This window comes from Pseudomaricurvus sp. ABR4_320, from assembly GCF_056159445.1.
In genome coordinates, this window is record NZ_JBSWVF010000033.1 from 1 (window position 1) to 21,838 (window position 21,838).

Here is a 21,838-nt window from a genome sequence, read left to right on the forward strand (position 1 = left end):
GGGGTTGCCACCCCGAGCATTCATTTATTCCATCGAGTTAGTAACATTACTCGTAGAAATGTTTGAAGAACTTGCCATTCCTGACTATTTCAAGAGCCTTTGTATTTTGAAGAAGCTCGGATTTCTGAGCTTTATAGAGCGGCGCATACCATTTGTTTTCTGAAACGTTAGTAGTGTTTTTTTCAATGGGAGCGCCGACAAAGGCTTCTACCTCATTCCATACTGAATCTAACTTTTTAACTTCTACCAACAACAATTGATATTTACCGTTGCTGTACGTCTGAAAGCCTTTTTCTTTGTCAAAAGGCTCCGAATAGACATCAATACCGGTAAGACGATGTATTTCTTTATCAAACCATGTATTTACATAATCATGAGGAAAGACATTTTCAAAAATTTCTGAAAACAACTGCTCATCGGAAAAGCGGCTGATTTTTCGATTGATCCGCCGATAATGGATATACCAAAATGGAAAATCCTGAAAAAACATGGAGACATTTCTCTCCATTGGCGACCGAATCACGGTTATAATTTTGACGTCTTTTCTTCTGACCACCGTTGCCCGTCGAACAAAGTCGTATATGGATCCAACGCCCTTCATCAGAAACCCGGGTCTCTCCAGATTTAAAAGTACAGGGCACGGTGGGTTACTGTACAACGTATGCATATGGGCAGAATCTGGGATGCTCGACTCTAACGAGGAAGATCCAACTTTTCCCATCTGATATATGAGGATCGAATTGTCTTTAGACGCCCCCTTAATTCGATCCAATCCAATTCTGATTCTCTTGTACATCAACTATAAACACCCAAACTAAAAGTATTCGCAATCAGAAGCTCCATAGCACTTCTGTCCCAAAATAGCTCATTGTCAAATAGGGAAAATAGCGCCAATGGTGTGGACATCATCACACTTACCATGCGTCCTTCATTCCAGATCTCAAAGCTCGCCAGCAACCCGCGTATTATCCAGCTCTAAAGGACCTTATCGTCGCCACATACCAACCACCCAGACCGTATCTGAGCTGGATACAGTGAGGCGACAAAATGACAATCTCTTTCCTTTACCGTTCAGTACCCGCACTTGCAATTGCTACTGCGTGCACGATTCTTCCGACCCAAAACGCCAACGCAAGCGACTATTACACAAACTGCGCTCGGCAAGGTGAATTCTGTGAATTCTCTGGTTGGGCGGAAGTACGCTTTGGTAAAAATGGTAAATTTCACCGCGGTGTTTTCAAAGACGGAACACCCTGCAACAACACCGTATTTGGCAACCCCATTGGCGTTACCAAATATTGTGGTTATCGCCCTCTTGACACCATCAATCTAACCATAAACTGGAGCACCCCTTTAAACCGGGAAAACGGTGAGGATTTGTATAACCATGAACTCAAAGGTTACGAGGTTCAGTATAAATCCAGCAGTGCGACGGAATTTACGTCAATAGCCATCGATAATGTCTATACCACGAGTCACACACTCACGCTTCCACCTGAAAATTACGAAATTCGCGTAAAAGCCATCGATAACGAGGGGTTTTCTAGCGCTTTCTCAAAACAAACGATAACCATGGGCAATATTCAGTATTAAAACTCACTCCTTTAGCCCGTTATCGGCTGCCGTTTAGCAGTTTCGCCACGGGAAGGCTCGCGCGCCTCAATACCACTAAAAGACAGCAACATATTGTTGCTGTCAAAAGTGGAATCGTAATAAGCGCAGCCGTCTGAACCAGTGGGTTTATCAAGACGTTCTCAGGAAGCTGCTGAATCGCCGCCTTAACCAAATCGATGATTGGCCAATGACAGGCAAATATAAAAAAGCTAAACCCGACCATATTTTGCAGGTGCTCACTCTTACCTCGATATCTCAGCATCAACCATCGTAAAAACAGGCAAACCGATAAAGTGCCCACAATCCGTAAAAGACACAAATATTGAATCGTGTCTAAAAACGGCATCATCGTTTTATAAGAGCGCCCCAAGATCGTCACCATAAATAGCAGCCAGATATAGGCTCGGCAAGGCATAACACGATCGATAAGCCCTGTTATCGACTGGCAATACAAAGAAATGCAGGAGCCAATAACGAAAAACATAAGTACATCGCCCTTAACGAAAGGAAAGGGGACTAAATCTAAAAACCACACTACACCCACGGCCGATACAAATATCTGCGGAAAGCGTTTTAGAAAAAAACCTATTACCGGCGCCAAGCAGAGGGTTAACGCGAGATCATGCAAAAACCAAAACTGCATGACAAAAGTGGAGGTTTTGATACCAAACGTCGACTTGACCAAGTCAATCAAGCCAAGATTATCAAATTCTAAATTGGATCGATTGTAATTCCCTAAGCCTAGCTTATAGATGACAAATAAAAATGCGATCCAAATAAATGTCCATGCAACCCAGGGAACCACGACCGTCTTAAGTCGTTTTAGCAACTGCTTTGAATGATCCGATCTTCCTCTGAAATACAGATAGCCAGACATAATACTCAACACAGGCACCGCCGACATGGTTAACCAATGTATATAGCTGTTGAGAAGATTTGGCAGGTTCGTTGTTGCCAGAGTTAGACTATCTCTGGGATAAAAATTTGAACCTGGTACTTCAAATACATGGTGTATGACCAACCCAAAAATCATTGTGATTCTTGCGATATCAATCCAATAGCTGTCATCTTTTGTTAGCGGCGTCCCTGCGTACATCTCTAACCTCATTATTAAATATTTAAAAACGCTAGTGTGTTGAAAGCCGGCTTTTTCTTATGAAAAGCCTAACCATCTGCTTATTATATAGTTATTAGATTAACTGAGATCTAAAATGAAGACGCTTTTTCAACAACGCGGTCTTCGGCCGACATCTGCTCGAGCCAGCGGTCTGTTACAGAAATGGGCAGTATTTCAGAAGCAGCCAATCTTGAGATATCTTCTTGATAATAGTTATAAATGGATAATAGAGTTTCTTCGCTAAATTCTAATGACTCTTTTCCTTTGCCGTTAACGGCATAATACAGCTTTAATGCCGCCCGCTTATACTTCGGGTTTTTGGTCCAGAAAAATTCTAATAGATTATTTACCTTTAACGCCATTTTCTGTATCCCATCAAAATTATGGGATTGGGTCACATTCGAACGGCCAAAATCGTACTCATCATAGAAACCTGAGTCCAAACCTAAATTAGAACAAATGCTTTTTATGATGCTGGCGGGTTCTTTGGAAAAATCGTCATAAGAGACGACTTTAATGTGCTCAGAACCAACGCTGTCATAAAAATCAGAAAGGTGTTTGTGATATTTCCCCGCATCGGGAACACTTAAACACCACTCACTTAAACCATGCGTCTGTTTTGAACCTGCCTCGTAGTTTAAACAAGCCAGAAAATAATCATCAAAGCTCATCTCTTTCGGTATGTATAAGCGGCTTTTGTGAAACAAAAAGCTCGACTTTAACCGGTCTAGAGGCGACCGCAGACAAAAAATCAAAAAGCAGGAATCAGCGATTAACTGCCCAATATTTGGCGCCGCGATTTGGCTCTCAGATAAATAACCTGGTGAAGCCTCCAAAAAAAATTCTCTGTCTGCATTTTTTTCAAAGAGGCTTTTATACTCCTCGGTACTTAAAGCGCCAGATCTACGGAAATAATCCGTTTCTTTTGTCTTTGAAATATTGAAAAAGCCGCTATCCGCCAAATACTGATAGATAGACGTAGTGCCCGCCTTCTCTGTCCCTGCAATGATTACAAATCTATCCATAGTCAACTACAACAAAGCCTCTAATTCTTCAGAAAGATCTCTAGCAACAGCTACAGTCCGATAATCTCTTGAAATTTCTTCGGCACGAGTCTTATAGCGTTCAAGTAAAACATCATCACATTGCAGCAATTCTACCGTGAATGCAGAAAAATCTTCAGCAGGATTGCACAACAAGTCTTCCGCTAGATCTTTGAGTACTTCCGGACTGGCGCCTTGATAGTAGGCAATAGGAACCACGCGACAAGCCATAGCCTCCAGGAGCAGCAACCCTAACGACTCACCTTGACGAGTTGAAGGAAACAGCAAAAAGTCAGACAAACGAAACTGAGTCGCAAGCTCTGCTTGGGAAAGAGCGCCGTGCACTTCACACACGCCACGCTCGATTAATGGCTGCAAAATGTTTAGAACGTCAGCTTTTTGTGGACCATCACCCACAAAAACAAAGTCGGCATCTACACCATTTTCGACCAGGCTAACGGCTGTCTTCGCTGCGACATCTGCACCCTTACCGGCAATCATTCTACTCACGAAAATGACTCGTTTTCTGCTACCTGGGTTTCTCTCTCCACCGGGAAAGAACACCCCGGGATCGAAACCGCCGGACGCAGACGAAATCAATTTATCAGCAGGGATTGAATACTTTTCATACAGTCTTTGAGAAAAAGTTCTCGATGGTGCGACAACCAGTTTTGCTCTTCGATTTGCCCACCGACAAATCATCGACTTAACCTTTCGCCTCAATCCACCTTCATAGCTTTCAGGAAAAGCGTCACTGCCATGGTAATGAAGCACAATATCGAGCTTCCGATTGAAGTAGCTGGCGAGAAGTGCCGGTGGCGCAGAGTGGCTCACATAGTGAATATAGACAAGCCCTTTGAACCGAAGAAGCTTTAAAAACGCACCGAGATAAAATTTCAGGTAGCCGAGCGCGCCACTGCCAAACTGGGTAAGCGATACCAATTCGACATTCCAGCCCAACCCAGCCAAGCCATCGAGGGATTTCTTTACGAAAGTCCCGAAACTTGGCGCATCATCGGTGGGGTATAAGTTTGTTAAGTAAAGAACCCTTTTTTTTTTGATACTTTCTAAATTAGCGTCCAGGAGCTTATTTTCTAAGTATCCGATTAACCGGCTGCGTCCTTCAGAAACTGTGTCACTTGCCGCAACCAGTTCTTCCAAATGATCGAGAATTTCAACCAACTCATCTTCATCTTTAGCGATATAGATGCCGGGCACACCCTCGAATCTGGAAACCGTAGACAGCTGATGGTCATTACGATGCTCGCCAAGAGAGAACTTTCTCGGCATAAGCACGGCCGGCAACCCCTCTTCCAGCGCTGTAATAATCGTCCCCATCCCAGCATGTCCGACAATTAACTTTGACTGCCGAACGTATTCTGAATATTCAACTGGCGTCAGGAACTCATAGGTCGTTATATTCTGACACTGGACCTTAGAGGCGCTCGTCTGGGCCACGACCTTAACGGCATCATTTCTTTTTGCCCAGTTATCTACGGCGACGATCAATCGATCAAAGGGTAGCTGGGTTCCAGTCGTGACAAAGATCTGACTTGTCAAAGTACCGACCCCTCGTAACGCACATTGCCACCGTCAGCAAGATGTTCCCATTGCGTCAGAACAACATCCGCATAGTGCCGACACATTTTTCCTCCAAGAGACAGCTCATCCGCATTGGCAATACTGTCTACCCAGATTGTCTCGCATCGAAACATTTTTCCGAGCAGCAAGCACAGTGCACCGGGAGCCGCGCCCGTTGAGATAATACAATCCGGCCGATAACTGACGACAATCTTAAAAAGCTGAAACGTCGTCACAAAGGCTGAAAAATAGGACTTTTTATTGGAATCTTTGACCAATCGATAGTCTTCAATTTGGTTTTCTTCTGCGAGCCCTTCTATTGTCGTGACATAAAGCTGATCACAGTTTTCAAAAGCGTTCCTTAACAGCATAAGCTGCTTCCAATGCCCGCCACCAGAGGCGACTGCCAGAACTCTTTTCATATCAATCTTCCCCCAAAAACCAATGTTGAATGCGAACGTAAAAATCGGATTCGAACCAAAACGGCATATATGCCCATGGCGGCTCGCAATGTCTTGTTATTAATTCAAGACTGAACGAGCCATTTATATCGAAGTACCGCGACTACCCCTTCCGGATTTGCTGGATTGAGACCTAGCGTCTTTCGTCCGTATCGGAGAAACTTTTCCCCCGGCAATGTAGTCGTCAAAATTGTAATCGTATAAATCAGTTTTCTCTTTGACCGTCCGATTTAAGACAACCCCATCGATCTGCACTCCAACGTTGTAGAGTGCCTTAACCGACTTTCTGACGATAGGCGATGCTGTGCTATCAAATCGGATAACGTATAAAACGATGTTAGAAATTGCTGCAAACTCGACAGCGTCACTGACGACGCCAGCCGGAGACGAATCGATAATAATCCTATCGTAGCGGTCAGCAATTGACCGCAAGTGATCACACAACTCGCTAATTGAAAAGGATTGACTCATACCTGCAGTCGGGGCATCAAAACTCAGCAATTGCAATTGCCCACTTTCACCAACAGGTCGAATAAACTGATTGATCGCAGGGATCAAACCAGTATTAGCGTCAAATCCATCAGACTCAGAGTGGCTGACTCCCGTCTCCAGCATTGTCGCCAGGCAAGGTCTTCTAAAGTCACCTTCAACGAGTAAGACCCTCTCAAACTTCGCGAGCTCTTCTGCTATACAGACTGAAACTGTCGATTTGCCTTCGTTCGGGACAGTTGATGTTACCAGGACAATCTTATCTGGCTCACTCCTCCCTCGCAGGAAGAGGTTCGTTTTTAAGGTACGAATCGATTCCCTAAAATGCGGATCTCCTGCATGGAGCAGACCACTCGCGGGAAGCTGCAGACGCTTCAAATTGGTTTCTGGTATGACAGAAACCGTTTTTAATCCCAGATTTTCCTCAACTTCACCTTCGGTACGAAGTGTAATTCGGATTGAGTCATTAAGAATTGAAAAGCCTACAGCAACGATGGTTGAGCCAAGCAGCGCGACAATCACAGCCAATTTTTTTGCTGGCTTGTAGGCGTAGCTTGGGGCAATCGCCTCGTCAATGATTCTTGCCAAAGGCGCCTGTAAACCGCCAGCCTGGTCGGTTTCCTTAGATCGAACGAGGAAGTTATTGTATAAAATACGGTCAGCTTCGACTTCGTGTTCAAGATCTTTAAGCCTGAATTCCGACTTGTTGATGCCTTGAATCTCACCCTTTGAAGCTTCTAGCAGCTTACCTATGGAAGTCTCATTATCGACGGCAAATCGGTAGTCACTTTTCAAGCCGGCGATCACTCGCCGGACCTGTTCGTCCAAATCGGCTCTCGCAGAAGCAACTTCTGTTCGAGCCTTAATTAGCGTCGGATGCTTAGGCCCATATACCAACGCAGACTCATTTAATTGACGGCGAGAGTTGTCCAGTATTTGTTTCGCTTGCTGCACCAGTGGATGCTTCAAGACACTGGGAATAGACATCAGCTGATTCAGATCAGGATCGGATCCTAGCGCTTGAATCTGATTGTAGATGGTTTCAGCCCTAGCTCTTTCATCTCTGGCGACGATATATCGGTTAGTCAATTGAGTAAGCTGGGTTGCATCTACGGTCTGCACACCATTGACATCGATCAGTTCATTCTCATCGCGATAGGCTTGTAAACGTGCCTCGGAAGCCATGAGCTTGTCTCTCAAGCCAACGAGGCGATCACTCAACCAGGACGTCGCCTTCTTCGCAACGTCCAGTTTCGCTTCCAACTGATTCTCGATAAAGACATCCGCAAGTGTATTAGCAACCTGTGCGGACAACTCAGGGTCGCGACTTTCAAAAGAGATTCGGATGAGCTGTGTGCTTGGAATGCGAGACACTGAAAGCGCCTGCTGGAACTTGCGCACTGTTTGTTGGAAGCGCTGGCCCTCCGTCAACTCCGGCTGATCATTTTTTAGACCAACCGCAGTTTTCGCCTGCTCAATCCAATCTTCAATCTTGCTGCTATCACCCTCTCCGTTAAACAGAGGGTTGGTATGAAGAGACAGCATTGAAACGACTTTCTCAGCCAACTGGCGAGACTTTAGAATTTCGTACTGCGTTTGATAGTATTCTGCATTTGTGTCATTTCTGTCATAAACATCTTCGTATGACAGGACTTTAGCCTCATGACTCTCAATGAGTATTGTAGATTCCGCCTTGTAGAGTAGCGGCATTGAATTTACAACCAGGAAGGTCACCAGTGTCGCGATGGCCACAAAAGCCAAAATGGAATACTTGTGATTTAAAACTACCCTACGGTAATAACGCAGATCGATTTCAGCAACTGCGACACTCTTCCCTTTGCTGCTCTGCCCAGACGATATCAACGACCCTCTCCTCAAATTACCTACAAACCCCGATGAAAGGTTCCATGATTAACACTGTCCCTAATTTACAACGTCGTTGTCAGCAGGCGACAAAACACCTCACATAACAGCTAACTGCAGATTCCGTCGAATCAAGAAATGCAAACTCAAAACAACCTGTATGAAACTTGACCAAACTCCAACTACCGAAGCTTGCCGGCACGTTCGTGAGCACACCATGCAGATGAAAATGGGCCGCGAAACTACCTCTCAAATAACAGCAGTGCAAGCTCAAAGGCAAAATTGGATGCCTGAGAAATACTTGAAATCTTGTTGTATGAGGCTGAGAAGGTGAAGCTAAATCGGATTACATCTGATACAGGTTGTAGGATGTGACCAGACAGGGTTTCATAAGTTCAGCTTTCGGCGCTGAATTTATTGTCAAAATAAATATCGGCACCTGGAACAGTTTACTGGCATTGAAATCTACCATATTCGTTCGACAGTGTGCTTATTTTTCCGTTTTATCTCGCTATATTTTTTAAATATGACAAGAGGACTATTAGATATCTTCAAATGGCGGTTAAAAACATTACGGGGCAAAAACACTAATTTACAGATTACCCCTCTGGCACGCCAACTTAGCTCTCTCTAAAAGAAAATTTATATGCCATAATGTCGCCTCAAGATAGTTGAAAACTTTCTGAAAAATCAAGCAGGTATTCTTTACAATTGTCAACACTCAGCGATTAGGCAAATTGATTTCAATCAATCGCTTTGATAGGCTTTTGTCGAATTATTTACATAAGCAGATCTGCTTGTAATCGTTATAACACACTTTTTTTGTTGATATATAGGGAAATTAAAGCTTGGTAGTCACTACCAGGCAGCGGCCTCAGAGCCTAAAGGGATTTTTCTCGAATTTCCGTCATAATTCCCGAACACACTGATATTGTTTTTGTAGCGCTGAACTTCAGCTCTACCCTTTGCGTCGTACTTTTTGTTCGACGATTCAGTCAATATAAATGATCCTAGCGAGTCACTTGATGATCACATTACGGCCACTTGCCCCCGAGAAGTCCGAGCACGGCTATCGATACCGATGCCTACTTGATCGGCCTGATGGCAAACGAGAATTATGGTACGAAGTTCCTGAATCCATCCCAACCATCTGCGCGAACGATATAGAGCCGTTTCTGATCGCAGTTATATTAGATGCAATGGCAAACCAATGGCCAATAAAAGCCATCGGCTCAGCATCTAGAACGCTACTATCGAATCTCGAGGAATTTCAAGTCTGCTGGAATCGATGGCTACCCAACAAGTTCCACTTGGTTTCTATTGAGGCGACAGATATTCGTTCAGAAGCGAGCGCTGAAACCGAGAACAGCGGGCAACCAACCGCCGTCGCAGGGTTTACCGGGGGCGTGGACTCCACCTATTCCATTTGGCGTCATTATTCCAAACAAGCTGGAAACAGAAGCCAAAAGATTAAAGCCTGCGTTCTTGTACACGGCTTTGATATTAGCATCGATAACGACGATAAATTTGAAAAGAGCTTAGAGCTTGCCTCTAAAACCTTAAGCGCAATCGATATCAAGACCCTGCCGATAAAAACAAATTTTAGAGACGTCATCGATACCATCTGGTCTCACTCTCACGGCATAGGACTCGTGTCTGCCATGCAGTTTTTCAAGGGGCTTGCTCAAAACTGTATTATCAGCTCATCCAAACCCTACGATGATCTTGTTCTGCCTTACGGATCAAACCCTCTTTCAGATATCCTCCTGAGCAGTGGTTCTTTCTCTGTGATACACGAAGGTGCTGGCGCCAATCGCACTGAGAAAGTAAATTACATATCTCAATGGGAAACAGGCGTCAATAACTTACGGGTGTGCTGGAAAGGAAAGCAAACTGGAGCCAATTGCGGAAAATGTGAGAAGTGCACCCGAACCAAAATGAACTTTTTCGCTAATGGACTGAATCCCCCCAAATGCCTAGGATCAGATATTCATGCGAAAGATATCTTTAGAATTACCTTGCCTCAGAAAGCTGTAGAGGTGGAATTCCAGCAAATTTTAGAGACAGCAAGAAAAAACAAAATCTATGCCCCATGGGTATTTCAGCTCAAGCTAACAATGCTCTTGCAGCCGATTTATCGAGCTAGATACTATCTAATGAGGGCCGTTACCTACAAGAAAAGACACCAGGCACTGCAAGAACGCAGAAAAAAAGCCGGTCTCGGCACAGTAACTCAACGGGTATAACAGCTTAGTAAAAGGCGCGCGAAATGTGAAAGGGGTGTGCCAATACCCCTTTCAATCTTTGAAGTCGAAATGCAGACAACTAGACCTTTTGTAAATTGGATGTATCCAGATCAAAGGTCCACTCACCGTAGTAACGACTGTTTTTACCGTAGGAATTGTCGATAAGATCATTATGAACCCCCAATAAGCTCGCCAAAATATGGCCATGCAAACGGGATGTGACTACCCTCTCATGACGAGAGAACATATTTACGGTTCTTTTAATAATACGCTTGGTGTAGGTAAACCAAATCCATGAAATCAAGCCGGAGAGAAGACTTACCTGACATTTCTTTGACAGCTTACTGAGCCAACGAATTAAACGAAAAACCATTTTATCTTCCCGGCTGCGCAAAACCTTCCAGTCCACGGCTTTGTCAGACTGCACTTGGTCTGCTGTTTCAACATCCGTTCTCAATAGGTGCAGCTCACCTTTCGCAGGCTCCCCCGAGTCCGCTTTCAACTGCCCAAAGAGCTGATGGGCAATATCAGGCATCAGATAGACATTGTCAGTTAGCTTTTCAGCCAACGACACACTTGATGAATCTCTGGCAAATATGTGCAAGTCATTAGCCCCTCTAAAGAGCTCCACATCCGCAGCCAGATTGCTTTCATCACCGTAAAAAAGGGTTTGAGGAAAAATCACAATTCTCGTGTTTGGATACCGCTGCGCTATCGCTCTACGGAAGTTTTGATGCACATCGTAGATATCACCAAAATTACCTCCACCATGAAATACAATCGCTGTTCGCTCGTTAACCAAATTGTCTAAAGCACCCTCAAAATACTCCAGCAAGTTAAGGCGCTTTATGACATTGATCTTATAATCCCGAAAAAGCTTTTCGGTACCGTGATAGATCAGCAGGTCACCAACATTCAAGTGAATGGCGTAATCAAGGTAGATCACGTCATACCCTTTAATAACGTCGACGAGTCCCTTTAGTTTATCTTTTAATTCCGTTAGCTGTGGCATCTGGTTGCCTTATAAAATGCGGTTAAAATTAACGCCAACCGAATCAAGGTAGCGAATACGAATGCGTAAAGTACATAGATAATGTGATCAAAATACATGACCATCGGGATCGCAACCAACATAAAAAGAATGGCGATCGCCTGGTTTATGTAGATAACTTTAAAAATTCCGTTCGCAACAAAATACTGAGTAAAGAGGGTGTTCCAACCCGCCAGCACGGAATTAATAATGACCGGAGGCAAAAATTCTGCAGCAGGAGAAAATTTTTCTCCAAACAAGCTGGTAATTAGCAAGCCACCGAGACCATAAGAAAATAAAATCCCAACGATGCCCACTGCCAATCCAAGAGTGACCAACATATAGAACTTTTTTGTAACGCTTCCTGATCGTCCAGCCAACTCCGAGAAGGTGTGATCCGTGACCAACTGAAAAAACCGCGAAGATATGGTTTCGAGTGACATAGCTACCGCATAATAACCAACGACGGTTGCCGGAAAAAAATAGGAGACAATAAACTTATCAAGAAACCTTGCACAATCTCCAACAAGTCTCAGCAGCGACATCTTCCCGGCATAAGACCAAAAGTCAGTCATAAAAACGGCGCCTTTGGTCACATTCTCTTCTCGAAACTTCTCCATTCGAAACAAGATGAATGCCGCCAACAAAAAGCGTGACAGAATAAATGCTACGACCGCATCAACGAGGGAAACACTGTCAAACAGAAGCAAGGGTACAAATCCAACCACCAATGCGATTGGCGTTGCCGACATGACGATAGAATACTCATGCATCTTTCGCTCAATCTTCAACACATTGGTCAGAGCTGACGTGAGCAGCATACAGATAGAACAGAAAAACAGGAGACCAAAGGACAAGTCCGGAAAGACCAAAGCCGAAAACAGGCCGCTAAGAATCGCAGAGAGTATGGCAGAAAGCGTAACAAATACGACGATATCGACGCGACAAAACCTGGAAAAACCAGCGCTTCTTAGTTTGTATACGATCGTATTGGGCAGCGAAAAGCTCGCTGCCCCCATAATAAATAACGACGTTACCTGATATGTGAAGAAAGCGCCCCGATCATCAACGCTTAAAAGTCGCGCAACAAGCACGGAAAATAGAAAAGAGAAGCCGAAGTTTATAATTAACGTATTAAATATTCTTACGGCCGACGAGCTTTTCGTAAAATATTTAATCATTACAGGTACGTAAGTACGTCTCCAGCTCTTCTACAGAACCGTGCTGAAAGTAGTAGTAACTCTCATCAAAATTGATTGGGCGCTCTCTTCCATGCCCCATAGGAAGCTTTTTATAACGCCCCAACCATTCAGAAAGATTTGACTGAATACGCCGAGCGACCTTCCCTAACGTGCTTCGATTTTTGATAAACAGAAACTTAGGAATAATGGGGAACAGTGGCGACGTGATCAGCGCGAAACGTACCTCAGGGGCAATTTTGTCATCTCCCAGAGATATTTTTCTAAACCGCAATAGGAACTTGTTTATCGCTCGCTTACGAACAATAAAAAAGGATTGCTGAAGTGGCTGCGGACGCTGCGCATCAGAACCAAACATGTAATCCTGTGATTCCGGCATCTGAGCAATACAGTGCTCAATGATATCCTTACCTTTTAACAACGCATCCTGCTCTACGTAGACATAGAAGTCACAATCGCAATGCGAAGCGTATTCCATACTCATTAGAACAGATTTTGACCAACCACAGAAGTCACCGGTCATATTGGTTACGTGGCCAGAATTCTCATTTAGCTTGATATAGACGGTTTCAATACCATCGACAAAATGCTCCGGTTTTACCGGACTGCAACTGTCCACCATGACAATTCTATCAGGATTGGTACTGCGCTCGATGGAATCTACCCACAAGCGATGAAACTCATTTTTCCCCATTTTAACAACAGCGCCGGAAGCATCTTTTACCGTCTTGTTGTCTTCTTCGCTACACCACCACCCTGTGCCTATAATGTATTTCATATTTCCATACCTACTTCACGCGAAATTCAATTATTACCAGCACAACATTACCTATCCGACCGCAAGAGCTGGACAAGTCTATGGAGCTGGGGAGAGCAAAACTGAAATTATATTAATGAACCCCAAGAAACGATCAGTGGATAACACTGCATCATACTGACGTTAACGATATTGGCGTTTACAGCGAAAAGCCAACGAACCGTTGGTCAACCATCAGCGTTACCATCGCTCAACGAAAAATGATTTCAAAATACGCAATTACAATAGGTAAATGCTGCTTTCCCATCATTTTTGTTTGCACTGGCAGTGCCCGCCAACGATCAATCAAAAGCTCCTTAATGACGACCATCAAGAACAAACCATCAATACAGTTTGTCATTCATGATCTTTGAATAACCGTATATACGACAACAGGGTTATATGCAGGGGAACATTCCAGGAGGATCAGGATACTATACTAATAGCCCTTTTTTATCTAACTCAATTTTAAGCGCCAGCAACTAGCGTACAAAAATTAAGCTAACTTAAATACAGCGCTCACAGATTACCATGGAATCGTCCAATGATACTTAGAACGATTTGAGGCACTGCGCCGCCAAAACGACACGACTGCTACAAATGAATTACGTAGAAAGCGGTAATAAATAGCAAAAGTACCGTTTTTTTGAGACCAATAGCAAAGCTCTGCAAATCACACCAACCCACCACACGCGATGTCTAACCAAATGGCGACACCTATCAAAGATCACAAAGCTTACCTTCAGTTAAACCTTAGAAAATCCAAAAAGTTCCTGTTAGGCCGGTAATTTCGGCGCCAATTAAAATGAATAATGCGCCATGCAGATTATACTTCTTGAACAAGATTTACTGGCAACACCACCTATAACCTGTAGACTAGAAACGGATTAACTATTCGCCACACAAATGCAGTATCACAGAAGATGATATTTGCGACAGCCTTGCACTGTGAGATTTCGAAAACCGGAAGCATTTCTCAAACGCACTGTGCTCAAACACCCCAATTTTTTTTCCGGATCCCCTCAAAATGTGCTTACAGATCAAACAGGCACACACGCCGATTTAACGTTCGAGGGCCACACCATGACGAATCTGCCACACACACGCCATTCAGATTCAGCAAGCATAGCTTCAACCTACGCTCGCCAGAATCCTCTAGGAAAATTACTTCAGGGGGCATTGTTCTGTGCCGTCGCTGCGCTAACAGTAAACCAGAGCAATGCGGACTCGTCATTGCCTTCCGTAAGAATTGAAGGTGGTCAATATCTCGCCACAACCGGTGTTGAGGCTGTACTCTCCCCCTTCAACTGCAGCTCAGGAATTGGCGACCTCTCACTTCAATACCAGGGGGGCGACAGCGATCAGCGGGGAGCGACTCTGGTTCAAGATCCTGCCAACCCAGACAATCAGGCGTTGAAATTCTGGACGACAGAATCTTACATTGGAGGATCTAAAGGCAGGAGCCGCGTGCAGATGAACGCCTACGGCTTGGCCGACACGAAAACTCTCGACTTTTCAGTTCGGATGTATCTACCGAAGGACATGGCAAAGATCTCCAATTACAACGGGACCTCAAATTTCTTGACCATCAGCGAATGGTGGAATGACGCAGGCTGGGCAACCAACGGTATGCCATTTCGCATCTCTGTGAATTTGGTAAAACTGGATGCCAGTGTCGGATCACCACTCGTTCTGGATGCCCGTGCACAGGTAAAAGATCCCACCACCAACCAATGGGCAGATCACGTTTGGTTCAAAAAGAACCGGGATTATCCATTGCCGACAGGAGAGTGGATGACACTGAAATATCATTTTGAAGAAGGCAATGGCAACAACGGGCGCTTTTCGATTGATATCGTCGACAATAAAGGCTACAAACATAGCATTATTGATGTGACCAACTGGACTTATCATCCAGATGCGAAATCTCCAGACGGCATATCGATGTTTAATCCGATAAAACTGTATACAAGCTACAAGCTCACCGATTTCATGGCTTCTCAAAACGCTGACCTGAATATTCTATGGGACGACATTCGTTTTACCAATCAAGACAATGCGAAATCCTGTCAATTCGCTAATGCCAGCCCGCCTGCCGCACCCGACGACCTGATCGTCGATTTACAGTACTAAAGCGAAACGCCCACAACCTGTAATTTTGGGTTGTGGGCAAAAACTAGCCGCCGAACAACAGCCGTTCTAATCCCCAGCCAACACAAACTTTGCGATTACACCACACTATGACTGGTGCTGATAACTGGATTTCTGATGTACGAGTAAAAAGTACATTGTGTTACATAAAAAACCAAAGAAAACCACCACAAGACTTGACTGAATCGTATGCCCAGCAAAGATCAAAATAAAGAGCGCCAAGCAACGTCCCGCATAAGACGTGTACATCGCCGGTGCATTGGTGGTGTTTTTACAGCTCTTAGATAACACGTTGCGACCGGCTAAAATATAGGCAAAAACGCAGAAGAGAAAGAGTCCAAAAATCCCAAACGCCTCGACCAAATCAAACAGATTGTTTTCAGAGTAGCCAGTCCACCCTAAGCCGACCAACAACAACTCAGGTTGGTCGTATACTTTGGCGAAATAGTGCTCTATAGCAACAACCCGCTTGTGCCCTCCAAGTAAAAAGCTTGAAAGTCCATTTTGATCGATTAAATAACTCCAGCGCTTAATGGCGAACTCAAAATAATTGAGAATATCAGACCACTTGGCAAGAGCGAGCGTGAAAACTGCACCACATCCGATCAAAAACAACAGACGGCTGCGAATAAAAATATAGACAGAACACAGGATAAAAATCCCCAACAATGAGGTCTTGCTGACAACCAGAACCGCACACGCCAATGCCGCAACAGTGCTACAAAGTAGAATGATCCGATTATCGTAAAAGGCAACCAACATCGCAGAAAACCCCAGCACGAGAGCAATACCAACCTCGTTTCCTGCGTACAGAAATCCAGTGCCTCCAAACCCCTCGCCAGCACCAGACACATAGTTTGAAAAGCCGATTCCAACCGTTGATAGGAAAATATTGAATGCCAACACGCTGAAATTAATGAGTACTGCCTTTTTCGCATAAGCCAGACCATCATAGGCGTTTAGCACGACGGCATAAAAATAATAGACCGCAAACAAGTTGGTAAAGATCTTGAAGCAGATACTGACTGCTCTTAAGTCATCACTGACACCAATAACTTGCTGAGTAACAATCAGCAGTGTTATGACTAAAAAATAGCTGAGCGCCCACGGGAACATTCGTCGATCATTCATCGCGAGATACAGCACGGCACAGAGGGCAATGCCAAACTTCAACGCATTTAAAAGCATGCTGACAGGCGATAAGCCAATATAAATGGCAAAGCCATTAATCGTTTCAATCAGTAAACAGAATTGAAAATAGATCGCGAGGCAAAAACAAACCAAATCATTCAGACTATTGCGACGACCAACGACGGGTAACGCAAGCTCACTCACACTGACACATCCTTCTTTCTGCCCAATTGCGCACTAGTGTCACGCCATTAAAGGCCATTGCAAACCATCAAGAAAATTGAATAACGCGCTCGGCGGCGACGATACCGCCTGAGCTGATACCTTCAATCTATTAGAAAAAGCTCTGCTCGACAGTGATGATATCTCCGGGTTGAACCTGTCCACCCAAAGAAACCTTTTGAGGGGTTTGGGCTTGGTCGTCGTCAGCAATAACGAAAACGTTGCTCTGAGAAGCTCTTTCCGTGAAACCGCCCGCGAGCGCTACCGCTTTACGAACGGTTAAGCCAGGGCGAAACGGATATCCCCCCGGCTGCTTCACTTCGCCATTTACGTAAAAGTTACGATACTGGAGAATATTAATACTAACTTTAGGGTCGATTAGGTAATCACCTCGCAAACCGTCGCCAATTCGGTTTCTGAGCTGGCCTACGGTCATACCTTTTACAATTAGCTCCCCCAGAAATGGATAGGAAATCGTCCCAGCATCCGTCAGCTGAGTTTCAACCGTCAAATCTTCCTCGCCATAAACCTGGATCTTTACAACATCTCCAGATCCGAGCTTATAGCTTGACATTCCGACCTCTGCAGAAGCCAGGCACGAAAAAAACACGCTTTGAAGAACGAGCATTATCAAAAAAGGTCTGAACATTATGAAACACCAAGAAAAACAATAAAAAGGGATAACGGAGGCACTGCCCCAACCATTGAAACTATGCGATAACACCAATTTACACCATCGAAAGTATCGAATAGTGTCAACCCAACACTACTGTTAACCCAATAACACCGAGCTGGCCAACACCCCAACAGCCACGGCGTTCAGATTAATAGCAGATATTACCTTTCAGAAATATGACTAACGATGCTCCTCTTCCCTCACAATAAAAATGCAGATTATAGGCGCTCGACAAAAGCACTTGTCATTTAACAGGCAATCATTTCTCAGCCACACAGAACCTCGAAATAATTGACGATACTGTCGCCATCAGGGGCAACGGAGACCTACCGCAAGTTACAAGCTGACATCAATACCGACAGAAAAGACATTTCGGGAATACTCATACTGCACACTACTGGCATCTTTATCCCGATACTCATACTTTAAACGCACATCCATCCAACGCCGAAAATTGTGCGTCATCTCAAATTCGTATGACGATATCTTTTCTTCTCTACCCGTATCATCGCCGACGTAATCGTTATCTCGGTATTCATAGGAAAGCTCCGTGCTTAACCGCGAAGCCCAGCTATGATCCCATCCGAGACTGTACATTTTCGAGTCTACAAAGCTCCCCTGACCATTTGTCTCGCGATCTTCCCTACCGGCTTTTAAGATGAAGGCTGATCTTTCGACCGGCGACCAAGTGACGTCAACATCCCAGTTTAAACCATCAAACTCAACACGATCCCTGTCGTCAAAGGTACGCTTGATATACCCGACTTTCGCCCGGCTTTCTACTTGTGCAGACGTCGTCCAGGTAAACCCCGTAGAGACATTTTGCGTTTGAGCATCACGGGTATCGTAGACACCTGGCTCAGAGACAGGGTCCGTTGTGTAATCCATGTCCCGATGACCATAACTGATCAGCCAATCAGTTCTGCCACCAACCTTGTAGTAAAAGGTAGCGACAGTACTTAGTTCATCGTAATTACGTCGATCCGTATATTGAGAAAAGTTCTGATACTCCTTCTCCATACTGCCCGCTTTAAACTCCAAACGGCCTCGTGAACTTTGAGCCCCATAAACATATCGAGCACCCAACCGGGAAATTTCATACTCCAAGGGTTCTGAAATGACATCGGCGAGATCGCCTTCGGTCAAACCTGTCCCCCTCGCTTCATGCCGGTCATCATAGCCTGCCGTGAGCGTAAGATTGTTTCGGTGGTTAAATTTTACCCCAAACTTGCCGCTGACCAGATTGTCTGAATAATCATCATCGCTGCTCTTTTCATAAAAGCCCGACATATTTTGCAGCTTGACCTCCATCACATAAAGATTATTTTCGTATTCCGAAGTAACAGAGGGGGACACCACGCTATACCAAGTATCTAGGGTATCGTCCGGCCGGTTAAACAGGTTATCGGTATAACGCTCTTCAAGTGTTAACTCAGGTGTGACACTCACCCCCCCAACTCGAACCGCCGCAGGATCGAGAGCATAAGCGCCGGAAGGTAAAAGAACCGACAGAGATACTGATAAGAGAATGCGATCAAATGAATAAATCCGCAGCATAGATAAGTTTATCCTTAACAACTCGATAATTTCGCTGAATCGATGCAGCTCTAGGAAATAATGAGAGAATGAATGTAGACCAAGTGGCGAGAAAAGATCATTACCATTTATCAACAAAAGGCAATTAGACGGAGGACGTCAGCCTTCCCCAATGTTTAAAAGTCTCACTTAAGACAATCTGCTGGCAAATAAAGTCAAAGCAGATGCAGCAATCCACAAAAGCCCCCACAAACAATTTTGCCTTATCCTGACTAAAGCTGGCGAGACCTCAGCGCAACGTAGCAATGACACAGCTTACCGGAATCTAAGCGAACCTTCTGAAACCATATTTAACACAGCACAGGTAACGCAAGTCGCTCATCAGCGGTTCAAAAAAGCGGAGCCCAATTTCGCTCCGGTCATAGAGCCCCCAATTCAGCCGGGTAACACCATAAACCGCCTCGACCAGAGCCGTCTACTTTCACGCCAAGCAATTAGGTGCAATTAACAGACGAACCCTATTTGAGCTGAAATTAGTCTAGGAGTTTGCGAATATTCCAAAGTATAAGTAAAGATAAATGCAGAAGCGATAACAGTTTCGATATCGCTAAATATCAACACTTTCTAAACTTTTATCCTAAATAGCATTAATCGAAGGGCATTTATGACTAGAAAAGATTACTTTAATTCAAAATAAGAATAAAAATGAAAATTTTTCTGTTTTTGATCAAACAACTTGAAAAAACTGTGGTCCTAGCTATCGTTACTATAGTTAACACAAGTTAACTATACACCAATCTTTGGTCAATCGTGGCCCCTCCTTCGATTTGACACAACCGTTGATAAGCCAGAAATGCACGCTCCCTCCGGCTTTAGCGCGTATCCGGCCAAAACCCATATAGGCATCACCATGATCACTTTCACAGGCAAACGAAAACTATTAAATGGACTCCTAGTCCTCGCGGCAAGTACCGCCGCATCCTCTACACAAGCTGCCGTTACAATGTCAGAAGGTAACTACGCTACCTCACCATCAATTTTTAATGTTATTTCGGATAAAAATTCCTGCTCTCTTGGATTAGGTCCAATTACTGTCCAGTACAATGGCGGCAATTCATCCATGCGTGCCGCTCAGATTGTAAATAATCCGACCAACTCTTCCGACAAAGCATTAAAAATGTGGGTAAAAGAGCCCAATGATGGGGACAAGGGCAGAGTCCAGCTGAATGCTTACTCCATAACCAACACCAAGAAATTTAACTATTCAGTCGACATGTATTTACCTTGGGCGATGAAAGCCGTAGGCGATTACCCTGGCATGATGGGGATGATGACCATCAGTGAATGGTGGAATGAGCCAGGCTGGGGCGATGGAAAACCCTTCCGTATATCGCTAAACATTGCAAAAAAGAACTATCAAACCGGATCACCATTGATATTTTCCATCCGCGCGCAGCGCAAGGTCAACGGCGCCTGGTCATCATACATCTGGTCCAAGCGTAATGAGCGATACGAAATCCCATTCAACAAGTGGATAAAACTGAGATACTACTTTTCAGAAGGGAAAGGTAATAAAGGTAAATTTACTCTGAAAGTAGAGGACAAGGCCGGCAATCTGACCACGATATTTAGCATTAAGAATTGGATGTACTCACCGATTGAGACGAGCCCCAACGGTTTGGCGTACATTAACCCTATGAAGCTCTACGTTCACAAAAACCTCTTATCTCACATGAAGAGCAAAGGCAAAACAACCCAAATTTATTTCGACAACGTCAATTTCGACAACGTCACTTATTGCAACTAAGCAATGAACCAAAAGGGCTTTATAGCCCATTTTTTTCGGGCAGGTGGTGATCTAGATTATATTATGCGTAATCACCACTTTTACTAATAGGGGCAGTCCGCTGCCCCTCTCTTCGCAAGCAGCCGCCACTCCTATAAGTGGCAGCCTGCTTGCTATTTGACCCACCGGTAGATTATCGACGTCACGCCGTGCTGGCAACACCGTCTTTAGGCCCTGTTAGATACCATATGACCAAACCGATTACCGGCAAGAAAATGATCAAAAGGCTCCAGAGCAGCTTATGTAACGTGCTCGCGCCAGATCCAACAATTTTAATGATCGCCCAGACATCTAAGACGAAGATGATAAAACCCAGTATTCCACCGATTTCCATAACACTCTCCTCTAAGTTGTTTTTGCCCCTTTAAACGGGTAGAGCCCGCACAGCAAGAGAAATATTTGCATTTGTTTTGAACAAATTTCCTTTCGCTTTAAGATAAAACCTCAAAAATACAGCCCCTCTCTACGTTCAAAGAAGACAGAGCGAAAACCATGCCGCTCTTGCCTGAAAAGAAATCACGGCGGAAAATTATGCATATGGGTTCATGTCTTGCTTATAAATTAAATAATTCCTGAACAGCCTTGGGCTGCTTGAGAATGGGTACATTTTGATCAAACCTGTGCCGCTTTGTTCAAATCAGCGCTCGTAGGCTCATCCTCCTCATAGGTGCGATATACTAGGGAATTTCTGATTAATGTCGGCGAGGCGGCCAGCACAAGGCAAAAATGACCGAAAAGCACTGGGACCGACCCTTCGGCTTTACAAATTGTAAATGAGCATTTTGAGATCATTTTTTAACGCAGCGATGGCAACGCAGATAGTTAATCAGAGGTTTC

The 21,838-nt window shown here is 44.4% G+C and carries 17 protein-coding genes; 4 read left to right on the forward strand and 13 right to left on the reverse strand.

What is annotated here, in order from left to right; genetic code table 11:
* Positions 1-46: 46 nt before the first annotated feature.
* Positions 47-601, reverse strand: coding sequence for a putative capsular polysaccharide synthesis family protein (locus ACXAFR_RS26535; RefSeq protein ID WP_475182990.1), 555 nt, complete (start codon positions 599-601; stop codon positions 47-49).
* 446 nt (positions 602-1,047) lie between these two features.
* Here ACXAFR_RS26535 and ACXAFR_RS26540 point away from each other — a divergent pair, with 446 nt between their 5' ends.
* The gene (locus ACXAFR_RS26540) at positions 1,048-1,593 is read left to right on the forward strand and encodes a fibronectin type III domain-containing protein (protein ID WP_475182992.1); all 546 of its coding nucleotides are present in this window, start codon (positions 1,048-1,050) and stop codon (positions 1,591-1,593) included.
* A gap of 19 nt (positions 1,594-1,612) precedes the next feature.
* Here the strand turns inward: ACXAFR_RS26540 and ACXAFR_RS26545 are convergent, their stop codons facing one another.
* The 5 genes from ACXAFR_RS26545 to ACXAFR_RS26565 all read right to left on the reverse strand — a co-directional run bounded on the left by ACXAFR_RS26545 (position 1,613) and on the right by ACXAFR_RS26565 (position 8,168).
* A complete protein-coding gene (locus ACXAFR_RS26545; RefSeq protein WP_475182994.1) occupies positions 1,613-2,710 on the reverse strand; it encodes an acyltransferase family protein in 1,098 nt (365 codons plus the stop codon).
* Positions 2,711-2,820: 110 nt separating this feature from the next.
* A complete protein-coding gene (locus ACXAFR_RS26550) occupies positions 2,821-3,756 on the reverse strand; it encodes a sulfotransferase domain-containing protein (RefSeq protein ID WP_475182996.1) in 936 nt (311 codons plus the stop codon).
* 6 nt (positions 3,757-3,762) lie between these two features.
* On the reverse strand, positions 3,763-5,334 hold the full coding sequence (locus ACXAFR_RS26555) for a glycosyltransferase (RefSeq protein WP_475182998.1): 1,572 nt from the start codon (positions 5,332-5,334) through the stop codon (positions 3,763-3,765).
* Entirely contained in the window at positions 5,331-5,777 is a 447-nt protein-coding gene (locus ACXAFR_RS26560) for a hypothetical protein (protein WP_475183000.1), read from the reverse strand. The genes ACXAFR_RS26555 and ACXAFR_RS26560 overlap by 4 nt, the downstream gene beginning before the upstream one ends.
* 123 nt (positions 5,778-5,900) lie before the next feature.
* Entirely contained in the window at positions 5,901-8,168 is a 2,268-nt protein-coding gene (locus ACXAFR_RS26565) for a GumC family protein (protein WP_475183001.1), read from the reverse strand.
* A 1,025-nt stretch (positions 8,169-9,193) separates the two neighbouring features.
* Here ACXAFR_RS26565 and ACXAFR_RS26570 point away from each other — a divergent pair.
* Positions 9,194-10,414 (forward strand): hypothetical protein, encoded by a 1,221-nt coding sequence (locus ACXAFR_RS26570; protein ID WP_475183003.1) that lies wholly within the window; start codon positions 9,194-9,196, stop codon positions 10,412-10,414.
* A gap of 79 nt (positions 10,415-10,493) precedes the next feature.
* On the opposite strand, the gene ACXAFR_RS26575 is transcribed toward ACXAFR_RS26570, so the two are convergent.
* The 3 genes from ACXAFR_RS26575 to ACXAFR_RS26585 all read right to left on the reverse strand — a co-directional run bounded on the left by ACXAFR_RS26575 (position 10,494) and on the right by ACXAFR_RS26585 (position 13,421).
* A complete protein-coding gene (locus tag ACXAFR_RS26575) occupies positions 10,494-11,426 on the reverse strand; it encodes a polysaccharide pyruvyl transferase family protein (protein WP_475183005.1) in 933 nt (310 codons plus the stop codon).
* The gene (locus ACXAFR_RS26580) at positions 11,414-12,154 is read right to left on the reverse strand and encodes a lipopolysaccharide biosynthesis protein (RefSeq protein ID WP_475183008.1); all 741 of its coding nucleotides are present in this window, start codon (positions 12,152-12,154) and stop codon (positions 11,414-11,416) included. The genes ACXAFR_RS26575 and ACXAFR_RS26580 overlap by 13 nt, the downstream gene beginning before the upstream one ends.
* Positions 12,155-12,617: 463 nt before the next feature.
* Positions 12,618-13,421 carry a hypothetical protein gene (locus tag ACXAFR_RS26585; protein ID WP_475183009.1) on the reverse strand — a complete coding sequence of 268 codons (804 nt, stop codon included), beginning with the start codon at positions 13,419-13,421 and terminating at the stop codon, positions 12,618-12,620.
* 1,101 nt (positions 13,422-14,522) lie between these two features.
* On the opposite strand from ACXAFR_RS26585, the gene ACXAFR_RS26590 reads away from it, so the two are divergent.
* A complete protein-coding gene (locus ACXAFR_RS26590; RefSeq protein WP_475183011.1) occupies positions 14,523-15,572 on the forward strand; it encodes a hypothetical protein in 1,050 nt (349 codons plus the stop codon).
* Positions 15,573-15,677: 105 nt separating this feature from the next.
* Here ACXAFR_RS26590 and ACXAFR_RS26595 read toward each other — a convergent pair whose 3' ends face one another.
* From ACXAFR_RS26595 to ACXAFR_RS26605, 3 genes are all read right to left on the reverse strand, one after another.
* Positions 15,678-16,925: a hypothetical protein gene (locus tag ACXAFR_RS26595; RefSeq protein ID WP_475183013.1), complete on the reverse strand. Its 1,248-nt coding sequence runs from the start codon at positions 16,923-16,925 to the stop codon at positions 15,678-15,680.
* A 130-nt stretch (positions 16,926-17,055) separates the two neighbouring features.
* The gene (locus ACXAFR_RS26600) at positions 17,056-17,517 is read right to left on the reverse strand and encodes a polysaccharide biosynthesis/export family protein (protein ID WP_475183016.1); all 462 of its coding nucleotides are present in this window, start codon (positions 17,515-17,517) and stop codon (positions 17,056-17,058) included.
* A gap of 438 nt (positions 17,518-17,955) precedes the next feature.
* Entirely contained in the window at positions 17,956-19,176 is a 1,221-nt protein-coding gene (locus ACXAFR_RS26605; RefSeq protein ID WP_475183019.1) for an outer membrane beta-barrel protein, read from the reverse strand.
* A gap of 832 nt (positions 19,177-20,008) precedes the next feature.
* On the opposite strand from ACXAFR_RS26605, the gene ACXAFR_RS26610 reads away from it, so the two are divergent.
* Positions 20,009-20,962 carry a hypothetical protein gene (locus ACXAFR_RS26610; RefSeq protein ID WP_475183022.1) on the forward strand — a complete coding sequence of 318 codons (954 nt, stop codon included), beginning with the start codon at positions 20,009-20,011 and terminating at the stop codon, positions 20,960-20,962.
* 181 nt (positions 20,963-21,143) lie between these two features.
* Here ACXAFR_RS26610 and ACXAFR_RS26615 read toward each other — a convergent pair whose 3' ends face one another.
* A complete protein-coding gene (locus tag ACXAFR_RS26615) occupies positions 21,144-21,335 on the reverse strand; it encodes a PLD nuclease N-terminal domain-containing protein (protein WP_475183023.1) in 192 nt (63 codons plus the stop codon).
* Positions 21,336-21,838 lie beyond the last annotated feature (503 nt).